The organism is Luteibacter sp. GL_149, from assembly GCF_057834065.1.
This window is the reverse complement of the sequence record NZ_CM174395.1, coordinates 4,376,851-4,389,942: the sequence shown is the minus strand read 5'-3', so window position 1 is coordinate 4,389,942 and position 13,092 is coordinate 4,376,851. Positions and strand designations below refer to the sequence as shown.

Sequence of the window (13,092 nt, the reverse complement as noted above, 5' to 3'; positions counted from 1 at the left end):
TCGCCGGCGTTTTTTTGCCTGTTGTAGGAGCGCTCTCGAGCGCGATCCTTACGGAGCGAGCCTTCCGGGATCGCGCCGACGCGGAAGAAAAACATAGACGCAAAAGATCCTCAGCATTCCGTACTCAGGGATCGCGCTCGAGAGCGCTCCTACAGGGAAGCGCTTCGAGTGCGTTCCTGGCTAGATCAGAACGCCAGCTTCACGCCAAGATTCAGACCGTTGTACTTCTGGCTGTTGTCGCTGAAGCGGCCGCTGTAGCTGACCCAGCCGCTCCATGCCTTGTCGAAGTCGGCGAAGAGGCCGAGATCGGCGGTGCCCCAGGTCTTGTCCGGCGAGAAGCCTTCCAGAGCGAAGCGGCCGTTCATGCTCGTCAGGCCGGCTTCGACCAGGCGCGGGTCGGCCTTGCTGTCGTGGTTCCACGCCACTTCCGCGAACGGATGTAGCAGCGTGCTGCCCGCCTGCCAGTTGCCCTGCAGACGCCAGCCGAGAGTGGCGATCTGCGAGTTGCGGCGCTGCTTGCCGAAGACCATGGCCGAGCTGTCGTTGCTGTATTCGTTGTAGCCGCTGACGCGGATGTTCTGCCATTCGACCGTCGCGAACGGGCCGGTCTTCAGCGTTTCGCCGCCGAACCACCAGCCGCCGGTCAGGGCAGCGCCAACGTGCGAACCATCGGTTTTGCCGGTTTCGGTGCGGCGGGCGGTGCCGAGGTCGAAGGTGCGGTCGATGTTGGTGAAGCTAAGCTGGCCGAAGCTGCCGTAGCCGCCGACGTAGCCGCCACCGTTGTGATACAGCACGTAGCCGGACGCGGCGATGTCCTGCATCTTGTAACCGCCGCCGCCGGAGAAGTCGGCATTGTTCTGGGCGATGCCAAGAGCGATACCGGCCGAGACGTTGTCGGATGCGCGGACGTCCGCACCGACGGTCAGGTTCACGTTGTCGCTATCGGTCTTCGGCGAGTTGGCGCCGGCCTTGAACTTCTGCTGGCCGTAATCGACCGCCGCGAAGACGCGCGTTTCGCCACCGAAGTTATCGGTCAGCATCTGGTTTCGCAGCGTGCGGGTGTGCGCAGCATTCGACGCCAGGGCGGATTCGCCCAGCAGCGAGATCTTCTGCGGCGCGGTGATGATCGAGACCGCGTACTGGCTGAGCAGTGCATGCGCGGCGGTCGTCGGGTGGATGCCGTCGGCGAACAGGTAGCTGTTGTTCGCGCCGGCCTCGACCAGCGTGTTCGGCGTGCAGGTCAGCGAGCTTTGCGTGGTACAGGCCGGCGTCGTGACGTTCTTGAAGCCGTACTTCGACGGATTGGCGATCACTTCGTTGAGCAGCGAATACGTATCGATCGGCACGATGCCGCGATCCATCTGGGCGAGGCCGCCGGTCAGGACGCCGTTGTAAAGCTGGGACAGCTGGGTGATCTGGCCCGAGGCCGCAGCGCCGGCGGCAAGCGCCATCGGCGTCTTGCCGACATCGGGCAGGTTGAAGACGACGATGGTCTTCGCGCCAGCTGCCTGCAGCGCCTTGATGGTGCCGACTTCCTGGGTGGCGGCGGTAGCGACGATGACCTGCGCGTTGGCGGGGTCCTGCGTCGCGGCGAGAAGATCGTTGGCGCCGATCCACATGGTGTACAGCGCATTCGGATTCGCCTTGCCGCCGTTGGCGGCAAGATAGGTCTGAACCTGCGTGATGGACGAAGGCACCGGGTTGGCGAGGGCGACGCGAGCGCCGCCGTAGGCGTAGTCGGTGCCACCCTTGATCGACGGGGTAAGCGACAGGTTGAAATAGGTCGCAATGTTCTCGACCGCTACGGTGCCCGGATTGGTCGTGAAGCGCGCAGCCACCGGCGAACCGGAAAGGTAGGCGACATTGCCGCTGTCGCTCAGGCTGTCGCCGAACGAGACGACCTGCTGGAAATCGGTAGCGGCGGCGCCGGCACTGAAGAGCAGGGCGACGCTGATGGCGCCCGCGAGATGGCTGATACGCATGCTTACACTCCGTGTGGATGGGACGTTAGAGATTCGTTACGGTAATGCATGCCATACGCTTGCGCATGCTGCGCTGCACCGTGACGGTGTATGGCTTGTTGTCCTGTAGGGGTAGATGGCACTTTGTGGGAGTGCGCCTGCGCGCGAAGAGTACTCGCGGCAGCAACCGATTCTTGCCGGGTCCGGTGGGAGCGGACTTTGTCCGCGAAATCAGACTTGCGATCCCGGCCGTGACGCGACCGGGTTTTCGCGGACAAAGTCCGCTCCCACCAGGCAAGCTCACCAAGAATCGGCTGTTGCCGCGAGCACCTTTCGCCCGCAGGCGCGCTCCCACGGAAAGCGGAAGAGAGTGCGTTGTTATGGCACTCCCTTCCGCTACTTAGCGCTTTAGCGCCTTCGAGAACGCATCGGCGAAGGCGCTGTTTGCGGGCGCGGCCGCTGGCTTCGGCGGCGCGGCTGCCGGTCGACCACCGCCACCGCCCGGGCGACGACTGCCCTGACCCTGGGGCTCGTCGCGTGCGCCACCCGGTCGACCGGTGCGGGCTTCGCCCGGCACGTCGTCCAGACGCATGCTGAGTGCGATGCGCTTGCGGGGCAGGTCGACTTCCATGACCTTGACCTTCACGATGTCGCCGGCCTTCACCGCATCGCGTGGGTCTTTCACGAAGGTGTGCGAGAGCGCCGAGACGTGCACGAGGCCGTCCTGATGCACACCGACGTCCACGAAGGCGCCGAAGGCCGCCACGTTCGTTACGCGGCCTTCCAGCACCATGCCGACCTGGAGGTCCTTGAGATCTTCCACGCCCTCGGCGAAAGAGGGCGCGACGAACTCCGGGCGCGGATCGCGGCCGGGCTTTTCCAGCTCTTTCAGGATGTCGCGTACGGTGGGTACGCCGAAGGTGGTATCGGTGAAGTCCTCGGCCTTGAGCCCACGCAGGAACGCCGTGTCGCCGATGACCTGCTTCACCTCGCGCCCGCATTGCTTGAGGATGCGTTCGACGACGGGGTAGGCCTCGGGGTGAACCGAGCTGGCGTCCAGCGGATTGCTGCCACCGGCGATGCGCAGGAAGCCCGCGCACTGCTCGAATGCCTTGTCGCCAAGACGCGGCACTTTCAGCAGATCCTTGCGGCTAGGGAACGGACCGTTGGCATCGCGGTACTTGACCACGTTCTCGGCGACGCTCGTCGACAGGCCAGCAACGCGCGAAAGCAGCGGTGCGGAGGCCGTGTTCACATCGACGCCAACCGCGTTGACGCAGTCCTCGACCTTCGCGTCGAGCGCGCGGGCGAGCTTCACCTGATTCACGTCGTGCTGATACTGGCCGACGCCGATTGCCTTGGGTTCGATCTTCACCAGTTCGGCGAGCGGGTCCTGCAGGCGACGGGCAATGGACACCGCGCCACGGATGGATACATCGATATCGGGAAATTCGCGCGACGCGAGTTCGGATGCGGAGTACACCGATGCACCCGCTTCGCTGACGACGATTTTCGACAGCGCCAGGTCCGCATACTTCTTGATGACTTCGCCCGCGAGCTTGTCGGTTTCGCGAGACGCCGTGCCGTTGCCGATGGCCATCAGGTTCACGCCATGCTGCTTGCACAGCTGCGCGATGCGCGCGATGGACTGATCCCATTGGTTGCGCGGCTCGTGCGGATAGATCGTGTCGTAGGCGAGCAGCTTGCCGGTGGCATCGACGATGGCGAGCTTGCAGCCGGTGCGGATACCCGGATCGAGGCCCATCACGGTCTTGTTGCCCGCCGGTGCGGCCAGCATCAGGTCTTTCAGGTTTTCGCCGAAAACCCGGATCGCTTCGTCTTCCGCACCCTCGCGGACACGTCCGAACAGGTCCAGTGTCAGATGCAGGTGCAGCTTTACCCGCCACGTCAGGCGAACGGTTTCGCGCAGCCAGGTGTCCGCGGCGCGGCCACGATCGAGGATGCCGGCATGCGCGGCCACGCGGCCCTCGCCTTCGGCATGCCCCTGATCGGCGTCCAGCGCCGGGTTGAGGTCGATCTCCAGCACGCCCTCGTTGCGCGCGCGCATCAACGCCAGCAGGCGGTGCGAAGGAATTTTGCCGACCGGTTCGCTGTGGTCGAAGTAGTCGCGGAACTTCGCGCCCTCGTTTTCCTTGCCGGCAACGACCTTCGCCCGGATCTGACCCTTGTCCCACAGCCAGTCGCGCAGTTCGCCGACCAGACCGGCGTCTTCGGCAATGGTTTCCATAAGGATCGCGCGGGCGCCATCCAGAGCAGCCTTGGTGTCGGCGACGCCCTTTTCGGCATCGACGAAACCGGCGGCCAGTGCTTCGGGGTTCTGCGAGGGGTCTTCGCGCAGGCCGGTAGCCAGGGGCTCCAGACCGGCTTCGCGCGCGATCTGTGCCTTCGTGCGGCGCTTGGGCTTGTAGGGCAGGTAAAGGTCTTCGAGACGGGCCTTGGTGTCGGCGGACATGATGTCGGCCTTCAGCGCGTCGGTCATTTTGCCCTGTTCGACGATGCTGTCGACGATCGCGGCGCGGCGATCCTCCAGTTCGCGCAGGTAGCGCAGACGCTCTTCGAGCAAGCGCAGCTGGATGTCGTCCAGGCCGCCGGTGACTTCCTTTCGGTAGCGGGCGATGAAGGGGACCGTGGCGCCACCGTCCAGCAGTTCTACCGCCGCGCGTACCTGTTCGGTCTTTGCGGCGATGTCATGGGCAATACGTTCTTCGATGCTCTGCATGTCGTTCCTGTGCGGCGGCCGGAGGGCCGCTTACTGCGATTCCGGCCGCCGATGATAGCAAGCCGCACAGGAGACGCCTCCGGCGTGCCGGTCAGGCGTTGAACGAACCGCCGCCGTTATAGGGCGGCGCCGCGGCTGTGACCTCGCCGACGCGCCCTTGCAGGACCAGCGTGCCCGCGAGCATGTCGTGCACGCCCTGCTTGCGCTCCGTCCATGCGGCGACGAGGTAGCAGATCATGGGAATCAGCCAGATGACGACGTTCACCAGGCGAACGGCGTTGCGGCCAAGGCTGCGGCCGAACGAGAGGCGTTCGCCCTGCATGTCGGTCACGCGAAGGCCTACAGCCAGCTTGCCGGGCGTCGCCTGCCACTTCGAGCATTCGAAGGCGGCGTAGTAGATGAAGCCGGCAATCGTCGTCGCCAGGCTGATCGGCCGCAGCGCGGCAACATAACCCGACATCGCGTTCACACGGTCGCTGCCTACGACGTCCATGAAGTGGCTGGCCGCGCCGGCCAGCCCCATCGACAGCGCGATGACCGTGAAGGGCACGAGCAGGATGAGGTAATCGATCACCCAGGCCGCGAAGCGCAGCCAGAATCCGGCGTAGAGCGGTTCCGCCACGTCGGTGATGCCGAGAAACGGGGGCGGGGAGGGCGGAGCCGTCGCCGGGCCGGGTTCGGGCCGCGCGTCCGGAAAGAGCTCGCCGAGCGGGCGCCAGTCGGTCATCCCCTCGTACCAGCCGAGTTCGTCCGGGCGATACGTTCTGTCGCGCAACCATGCGCGAACCTCGTCTTCGGTATAAGGCCCGAGGCGTTCGCCCTGTCGTCCAATCCAGACCTGCTTGGTCATCGTTCTGCTCGCGCGGCTATTCTCCGCGCATCATGCCATAGGCGGCGCGGATGCCCGATCAGGCGGCGCGACGTTTCAGGTGCACCAGCAGCAACGAAATCGCCGCGGGCGTCACGCCGCTGATGCGTGCGGCCTGACCGATGGTTTCAGGCAGGGTGCGCTTGAGCTTGCCCAGGACCTCGGTCGACAGTCCGCGTACGCGGTCATAGTCGAACCCGGACGGAATGGCCGTGGTCTCGTGCCGGCGTTGACGTTCGATCTCTTCGCGCTGGCGCTCGAGATAGCCGGCGTACTTGGCCTGTACTTCGACCTGTCCCGCCACTTCCGGATCGTCGACCGCCGGACCCAGCTCGGCGACCGCGGTCAGGGCGGCGTAATTCATCTCGGGGCGGCGCAAAAGGTCGAGGGCATGCGTCTCGCGACTGACGGCGATGCCCAGCGAGCGTTCCACCGCCGCGCCCAATGTGTTCGTGGGGGCTGCCCAGATGCCACGCAGGCGCGCGGTCTCGCGTTCGACGGCTTCCCGCTTGTTTTCCAGGCGATGGAAGCGATCGTCGGGCACGACGCCGCGGGCGTGGCCTTCGGGGGTCAGGCGCAGGTCGGCATTGTCTTCGCGAAGGTGCAACCGATACTCGGCGCGCGACGTGAACATGCGGTAGGGCTCGATCGTGCCGTTCGTGGTGAGGTCGTCGATCAGTACGCCGATATAGGCTTCGTCGCGACGCGGGTACCACGGCGCTTCGCCGCGCGTGGCCAGCGCGGCGTTCATGCCGGCGATCAATCCTTGCGCGCCCGCTTCTTCGTAGCCGGTCGTGCCATTGATCTGGCCCGCGAAATACAGGCCCGGGATGTTCTTCGTCTCCAGCCACGGATGCAGTCCGCGCGGGTCGAAGTAGTCGTATTCGATGGCGTAGCCGGGACGTGTGATGTGCGCGTTCTCGAACCCGCGAATGGAGCGCACCAGGGCGTACTGCACATCGAATGGCAGCGAGGTCGAGATGCCGTTGGGATAGATCTCGAAGGTGTCGAGACCTTCCGGTTCCACGAAGATCTGGTGCGACGATTTCTCGGCGAAGCGCACGACCTTGTCTTCGATGGACGGACAGTATCGCGGACCCACGCCTTCGATCTGACCGCTATACAGCGGCGAGCGATCGAGCGAGCCGCGAATAAGATCGTGCGTCGCCTCGCTGGTGTGCGTGATCCAGCAACTGACCTGTCGCGGGTGTTCGCGCGCCGAGCCCATGAAGGAGAAGTGCGGTGCGGGATCGTCGCCCGGCTGTTCTTCCAGCACCGAAAAATCGATGCTGCGGCTGTCGATGCGCGGCGGTGTGCCGGTTTTCAGGCGGTCGGCGGCCACGGGCAGTTCGCGCAGGCGAGCGGCCAGCGTGGATGCCGGCGGATCGCCCGCGCGGCCACCGGCATATTGCGCAGGGCCGATATGGATCTTGCCCGCGAGAAACGTTCCCGCGGTCAGTACGACGGTGGCGGCGTGGAAATCGAGCCCCATCTGCGTGCGTACGCCGATGACACGACCGTTCTCGAGTAACAGGTCGTCCACCGCTTGCTGGAAAAGCTGCAGATTGGGCTGGGTTTCGACGATGTGGCGAATCGCCGACTTGTAGAGCGCACGGTCGGCCTGGCAGCGCGTGGCGCGTACCGCCGGTCCCTTGGACGCGTTGAGCGTGCGCCACTGGATGCCGGCGCGATCGGCGGCGTGGCCCATGGCGCCACCCAACGCGTCGATTTCCTTGACCAGATGTCCCTTGCCGATGCCGCCGATCGCCGGATTGCAGCTCATCTGACCGATGGTTTCGATGTTGTGGCTGAGCAGCAGCGTGCGGGCGCCTACGCGAGCCGCCGCAAGCGCGGCTTCGGTGCCGGCGTGGCCGCCGCCGACCACGATCACGTCATAGGTTTCGTTGTGAAGCATGGCATGGGGCTCGGGCTTAAGGCCGGGACGCTATTTTAGGCGTTTCCGCTGGTGTCTGTATGACCATTGCCCGCAACGCCTTCCCAGGCCTGCTCTTGTGGGAGCGCGCTTGCGCGTGATTCCTGCGGAGCGAGACTCTGTTCCTTCGATGACGCGAGGCGGTTTGCTAGCTGGGCTGCGGTGATTGTTGGCGTCCTGCTCCGCAGGAATCGCGCGCAAGCGCGCTCCCACAAAAAAGCGGTACGGAGTCGGGCCTGGGCGGGTGGCATGATCCCTGCTTCCTGAATCCGGCACTTCTCCCGGGCAGACGCTGCGCGATAAGACGCGCGCCGAGACCGAACGACAGGGGTTTGGTCGCGTGCCGGAGGAAGGAAGCGGGATGCGGGCAGGGATGCCCCATTCGATCCGAGAATGAGATCTGGCGCCCGGCGGTCTCAGGAACAGGGGGAATCCAGGATGACCGTGTTGCCGGGCGCCAGAAACCGGATGACTGGCACGAAAGACAAGCCGCGACGCTAAGTCGCGGCTTTTTTCGTTGGGGTTAAGTTAGCGCCGATTAAGTGAACCATGTGTGACTTTTCCGTTCAGTCCCTACCGGAAATCGGCAATTCGTGACGCACAGCGTCAGTTTTGTGCACTTCTGGCCAGGTCGAATGTGACGTGGTTCACACTCATCGTTTGCTCCGGCAGCCATGGCACGGCGGTTGCACAACTACTTTACCCAGGTCGGCAGTGCCGGAGGACGTCATGAACGCCGTTATCGCCATCGAGCCGGACTTCCGCCATCACGACCTGATCATCGAACTGGGCCAACTGGAAATGGCGATGGAACACCTGGCCGTGCAGTCCGGCAGCGAGAGCGACGCGTTGCGTCCCCGTATCGAGCAGCGCATGGCCCAGCTTCGCGAAGTCTTGCGCGACTACGCGAACTGACCGATCGGGTCAGCCCAGGGCCACCCGGCCCAGGATGTCGGTCAGGTCCCGCGACAGATCGCTGCGTCCCGCCAGTTCCGCCACCACGGCGTGTGCCGCTTCCCGGCGTAGGGGTTCGAGCCGCTTCCAGCCGTTGAAGGCCGTCGCCACGCGGGCCGCGACCTGGGGATTGAGTCCGTCCAGCACCACCAGCCGTTCGGCCAGCCAGCGATAAGCCGCGCCGTCGGCCCGGTGAAATCCCGTGGGATTGGCGCGGGCGAACAAGCCGATCAGGGCCTGGACGCGATTCGGATTGCGCATCGTAAAGGTCGCATCGCGTTCCAGCGCCTGCACGCGTTCCAGTGCGTCATCGCCCGGCAACTGCGCCTGTACGGCGAACCACTTGTCGAGTGCCAGGGCGTTGTCCGCGTAGCGCTCGCGAAAATGCGCGATCGAAGCCGCCGCACCGTCCGCGCTGGTGGTCGCCAGCACGGTCAGGGCGGCGAGGCGGTCGGTCATGCCCGGTGCTTCGTTGTACTGCGCCAGTGCAAGGGCGCGCGCGTCCGATTCGTCGACGGCGGCGATCAGGTCCAGCATCCGCCGTTTGAGCTGGCGAGCTGCCTGACTTTGCGCGTCGAGGGCGCCGGTCGTTCGTGCATGCAGACTTTGGTATCGCTGGCGAAGCGTCGACGCGCCGATGCGCGAGGCGAGCGCGGCAAGCAACGTTTTCCGTGTCGCGCGGATACGGTCCGGATCGCGCTCGGCCTGGCGCTCCACGAGTTCGATTTCGCCGGGCGGTGTCAGCAGCTCGGCCAGCAGTGCGTCGTCGATGGCCTCGTTGCCGAACAGGGCGGCGAGGGCGTCGGTCCACGCCGCAACGGCTGCGCTGTCCCGCTTTCCGTCGCGCAGGTCGTCGTAAGCCAGTGCCGCAAGTTGCTGTCCCGCTTCCCAGCGATTGAAGCCGTCGACATCGTGACGTAGCAGCACCGCCAGTTCATCGGGCGCGTAGTCGAACTCCAGAATGACCGGTGCGGAAAAACCGCGCAGCAGCGACGGCACCGGTGCAACGTCGACGTCGTCGAATACGTAAGTGGCCTCGGCCTGATCGATGATTATCGTGAGTTCGGTATCGACCGGTCCGGTTCCTTCGCGAAACTTGAGCGGCAGCATGCGTCCGTCGGTGGCGAACAGCGCGAGCTTCACGGGAATCGGCAGCGACCGCTTTTCGGCCTGACCCGGACCCGCCGGCGTGCGCTGGCGAAGTTTCAGCGTATAGCGACGCGCATCGGCGTCGTATTGCCCGCTGGCAGACAGGCGTGGCGTGCCGGCCTGTCCGTACCACGCGAGATAGGGTGTGAGGTCGATGTCGTTGGCATCGCCCAATGCGGAGAGAAAGTCTTCGATCGTTGCGGCGTCGCCATCGTTGCGTTCGAAATACAGATCCATGCCGCGGCGGAAGCCATCCTTGCCCAGGCGGCCGGCAAGCATGCGCACCAGTTCGGAGCCTTTCTCGTACACCGTCGCGGTGTAGAAATTATTGATCTCGCTGTATTCGGCCGGACGGACCGGATGCGAAAGCGGACCCGCATCTTCGGGGAACTGCGCACGGCGAAGCAGTGCCACGTCTTCGATGCGCTTCAGCGGTGCGGAATTCATGTCGGCCGAAAAGCTCTGCTCGCGGAAAACGGTCAGGCCTTCCTTCAGGCTTAGCTGGAACCAGTCGCGGCAGGTGACGCGGTTGCCGCTCCAGTTATGGAAGTATTCGTGGGCTACCACGGCTTCGACGTGACGATATTCGTCGTCGGTACTGGAGTCCGCGTCGGCCAGCAGATACTTCGCGTTGAAGATGTTCAGGCCCTTATTTTCCATCGCACCCATGTTGAAGTCGTGCGTGGCGACGACATGGAAAACATCGAGGTCGTAATTGCGCCCATAGGTTTCCTCGTCCCAGCGCATCGAGCGCACGAGCGAGTCCATCGCGTAGTGGCAGCGATCAATGACGTCGGCTTCGGCCCAGATATGCAAGGCGACGGGGCGACCGTCCGCAGTGGTGTAGTCCTGGCTGATGCGTGCCAACCGGCCCGCCACCAGGGCGAACAGGTAACTCGGTTTCGGGTGAGGATCGACGAAGCGCGCCCAATGGCGGCCACCTTCCAGGTCACCCTCGCCATCGGGGTTGCCGCCCGCGAGGAGGACGGGAAAACGTTCGCGATCGGCGCGTAGCGTCACTGTGTACTTCGAGAGGACATCCGGCCGGTCGGGGAAAAACGTGATGTGCCGGAAGCCTTCGGCTTCGCACTGGGTCAGCAGGAAGCCCGTGTCGCGGCTGCCCGACAGGTACAGCCCTTCCAGCGCCGTATTCTCGGCGGGACGAAGGCCGACGCGGGTTTCGACGACGCACGAGTCCGCATCGATCGCAATTTCCAGCGTACCGTTACCGAGGATGTAATCGTTCGGTCCGAGCTGGCGACCATCCACACTGACCGAAAGCAGTTCCAGCCCTTCGCCGTTCAGGCGGAGCGGCTCGTTCGCCATGCGCCGCAGATCGAGCTTCGTTATGACGTCCGTCCGGTCGATCCCGAGGTCGAAATCGAGATCGACATGCTCGACGTGCCAGGCGGGGGCGCGGTAATCGGCAAGGTGGATGACGGAGGTTGCGGCGTCGGCGCGATCGTTCATGGAGGGGGCATGTGAAGGCTGAACAGGCAGGCTAACATGCGGTCGGATTCGTCAAAAGGAAGCCTCCATGTCCCGCTTTACCACTGGTCATGCATCGCTCGGAGACGAGCCGCTGCTGGTTCTCGTCGATGCGGACGGCGACCGGAGCGTGCGAATCGCCCGGCGTGGCGCGACCGTCCTGGCCATTGAACTACCCGTGGGTCCTCGCCTGCGCAACATTGCCGACGGCTTTCGCGATCCGCAGGAACTTGCGACCCAGAAGGGCTCCCGCTTTGCCATCATGACGCCGTTCGCCAATCGCGTAGCCGATGCCCGGTATACGTTCGAGGGCAACACGTACGACCTCCTGCCCGGTGCCGAGGGTGCGGATCGGGCGATCCGCCATGGATTTCTGCGCAACGTCGTATTCGACGTGCAGCGGGAGTATGCGGACGACAAATCCGCCTCCGTTACCCTGGTCAGCCATTCGATCCGGCCGGGTACGCATGCTGGTTATTCCTTCGCCATCGACATCGCGGTGACCTTCACGCTGGACGACAGCGGTCTCACCGTCGAGGCGAAAACCCGCAACGTCGGCGATCATCCGGCGCCGACGTTCTTTGGCTGGCATCCGTACTTCCGCCTATCCGATGGACCCATCGCGGAATGGGAACTGACCATTCCCGCCGACACGCTGATCGCCACGGACGCCGACTACATCCCTCTGCCCGGCACGCGTGCATGGCAGGCGCTGGATAAAGCGGATCGTTCGTTCGACTTCCGTACGCCGCGCCCGATCGGCGACATCGAACTCAACCATACCTATGCCGACCTGCGCCTCGATACGGATGGGCGTGCCCGTACCCGTCTGCGCGATCCGAAGACCGGCGTTTCCATTGCTGTCTGGCAGGAGCATGGCGTCATGCTGGCCTTTACGGCGGACACGGTGAATCGCGATGCGCGCCGTGCGGTAGCGCTCGAACCCATGGAGTGCATGGCCGACGCCTTCAATCGCGACGACTGCAAGCCGCTGGTGACGCTGGCGCCCGGTGACGAGCGTCGTTTCGTATGCGGCGTGGAGTTCCGCGCATGACGCTACCCAGCCTGGACGACATTCGTTCGGCCGCCGCCCGCATCGCGCCCCATGCTGTCGTCACGCCTGTCATGCGCAGCGATCGTATCGACGCGCTTGTCGGCGTTCCCGTTTACTTCAAGTGCGAAAACCTGCAACGCGGTGGCGCGTTTAAATTCCGCGGGGCGTCGAATGCCGTCTGGTCGCTCGACGATGCCGCCGCGTCGAAGGGCGTCGTGACCCATTCGTCGGGAAACCACGGCAACGCGCTGGCGCTGGCGGCGAAATCCCGGGGAATTCCCGCGCATATCGTCGTCCCCGACGGTGCCGTGCAGACCAAGGTCGACGCCATCGTTGCCGCGGGCGCGATCATCCACCGGTGTGCGCCCACGCAAGCCGCGCGCGAGGCTGCGGCCGCCGAAATACAGGCCGCCACGGGCGCCGACCTGGTCCATCCGTATGCCGATGCCCGTGTCATCGCGGGGCAGGGCACGCTGGTTCCCGAGCTGTTGCGACAGGCTCCCGGTCTCGACGTGGTGCTGTTCCCCGTTGGCGGTGGCGGCCTCGCGGCCGGTTGCTCCATTGCCGCACACGGCATCGATCCGGCGATTCGTCTCTTTGGCGCCGAACCCTCTGGTGCCGACGATGCATTTCGTTCGCTGCGCGACGGGCATCGTGTCGGCCCGTTCGTGCCCGATACGATCAGCGACGGCCTGCGCACGCTGATCGGGGAACCGAATTTCGAAGCGTTGCGCGAACACGCGGTCGAGGTGCTGCCCGTGTCCGACGCCGAAACCATTGCCGCGATGAAGCTGCTCTGGTCCGAGCTGAAGATCGTCGTGGAGCCGTCCAGCTCCACGGTGCTGGCGGCGTTGCTGCGTTATCCCGGGCGTTTCGCGGGACGGCGTGTCGGCGCGGTGTTGACCGGCGGCAACGTCGATCTGGACGCGCTGCCCTGGTGACTTG

The 13,092-nt window shown here is 64.8% G+C and carries 8 protein-coding genes; 3 read left to right on the top strand and 5 right to left on the bottom strand.

Features of this window, described 5'->3' with window-relative positions:
- Positions 1 to 185 precede the first annotated feature (185 nt).
- The 4 genes from AC3IR3_RS19250 to mnmG all read right to left on the bottom strand — a co-directional run bounded on the left by AC3IR3_RS19250 (position 186) and on the right by mnmG (position 7,484).
- Positions 186 to 1,982 (bottom strand): autotransporter outer membrane beta-barrel domain-containing protein, encoded by a 1,797-nt coding sequence (locus tag AC3IR3_RS19250; RefSeq protein WP_489194513.1) that lies wholly within the window; start codon positions 1,980 to 1,982, stop codon positions 186 to 188.
- A 379-nt stretch (positions 1,983 to 2,361) separates the two neighbouring features.
- Positions 2,362 to 4,701, bottom strand: coding sequence for a Tex family protein (locus tag AC3IR3_RS19245; protein ID WP_489194511.1), 2,340 nt, complete (start codon positions 4,699 to 4,701; stop codon positions 2,362 to 2,364).
- A gap of 91 nt (positions 4,702 to 4,792) precedes the next feature.
- Positions 4,793 to 5,551, bottom strand: a complete 759-nt coding sequence (locus AC3IR3_RS19240; protein ID WP_489194510.1) for an RDD family protein — start codon at positions 5,549 to 5,551, stop codon at positions 4,793 to 4,795.
- A 58-nt stretch (positions 5,552 to 5,609) separates the two neighbouring features.
- Positions 5,610 to 7,484, bottom strand: coding sequence for a tRNA uridine-5-carboxymethylaminomethyl(34) synthesis enzyme MnmG (mnmG, locus tag AC3IR3_RS19235; RefSeq protein WP_489194509.1), 1,875 nt, complete (start codon positions 7,482 to 7,484; stop codon positions 5,610 to 5,612).
- Between the two features lie 747 nt (positions 7,485 to 8,231).
- Here mnmG and AC3IR3_RS19230 point away from each other — a divergent pair.
- On the top strand, positions 8,232 to 8,417 hold the full coding sequence (locus tag AC3IR3_RS19230) for a hypothetical protein (RefSeq protein WP_489194507.1): 186 nt from the start codon (positions 8,232 to 8,234) through the stop codon (positions 8,415 to 8,417).
- Between the two features lie 9 nt (positions 8,418 to 8,426).
- On the opposite strand, the gene pepN is transcribed toward AC3IR3_RS19230, so the two are convergent.
- Positions 8,427 to 11,075, bottom strand: a complete 2,649-nt coding sequence (pepN, locus tag AC3IR3_RS19225) for an aminopeptidase N (RefSeq protein ID WP_489194505.1) — start codon at positions 11,073 to 11,075, stop codon at positions 8,427 to 8,429.
- A gap of 67 nt (positions 11,076 to 11,142) precedes the next feature.
- Here pepN and AC3IR3_RS19220 point away from each other — a divergent pair, with 67 nt between their 5' ends.
- Both AC3IR3_RS19220 and AC3IR3_RS19215 read left to right on the top strand, forming a co-directional pair.
- Positions 11,143 to 12,147 (top strand): aldose 1-epimerase, encoded by a 1,005-nt coding sequence (locus tag AC3IR3_RS19220; protein ID WP_489194504.1) that lies wholly within the window; start codon positions 11,143 to 11,145, stop codon positions 12,145 to 12,147.
- Positions 12,144 to 13,088 (top strand): pyridoxal-phosphate dependent enzyme, encoded by a 945-nt coding sequence (locus AC3IR3_RS19215; protein WP_489194502.1) that lies wholly within the window; start codon positions 12,144 to 12,146, stop codon positions 13,086 to 13,088. The genes AC3IR3_RS19220 and AC3IR3_RS19215 overlap by 4 nt, the downstream gene beginning before the upstream one ends.
- The last annotated feature ends 4 nt before the right edge of the window (positions 13,089 to 13,092 follow it).

What these genes read in the sequence shown, in the direction of transcription:
- AC3IR3_RS19240 (WP_489194510.1), bottom strand. Translation starts at nt 5,551, where the DNA reads ATGACCAAGCAGGTCTGGATTGGACGACAGGGCGAACGCCTCGGGCCT.
- mnmG (WP_489194509.1), bottom strand. Translation starts at nt 7,484, where the DNA reads ATGCTTCACAACGAAACCTATGACGTGATCGTGGTCGGCGGCGGCCAC.
- AC3IR3_RS19220 (WP_489194504.1), top strand. Translation starts at nt 11,143, where the DNA reads ATGTCCCGCTTTACCACTGGTCATGCATCGCTCGGAGACGAGCCGCTG.
- AC3IR3_RS19250 (WP_489194513.1), bottom strand. Translation starts at nt 1,982, where the DNA reads ATGCGTATCAGCCATCTCGCGGGCGCCATCAGCGTCGCCCTGCTCTTC.
- pepN (WP_489194505.1), bottom strand. Translation starts at nt 11,075, where the DNA reads ATGAACGATCGCGCCGACGCCGCAACCTCCGTCATCCACCTTGCCGAT.
- AC3IR3_RS19245 (WP_489194511.1), bottom strand. Translation starts at nt 4,701, where the DNA reads ATGCAGAGCATCGAAGAACGTATTGCCCATGACATCGCCGCAAAGACC.
- AC3IR3_RS19230 (WP_489194507.1), top strand. Translation starts at nt 8,232, where the DNA reads ATGAACGCCGTTATCGCCATCGAGCCGGACTTCCGCCATCACGACCTG.
- AC3IR3_RS19215 (WP_489194502.1), top strand. Translation starts at nt 12,144, where the DNA reads ATGACGCTACCCAGCCTGGACGACATTCGTTCGGCCGCCGCCCGCATC.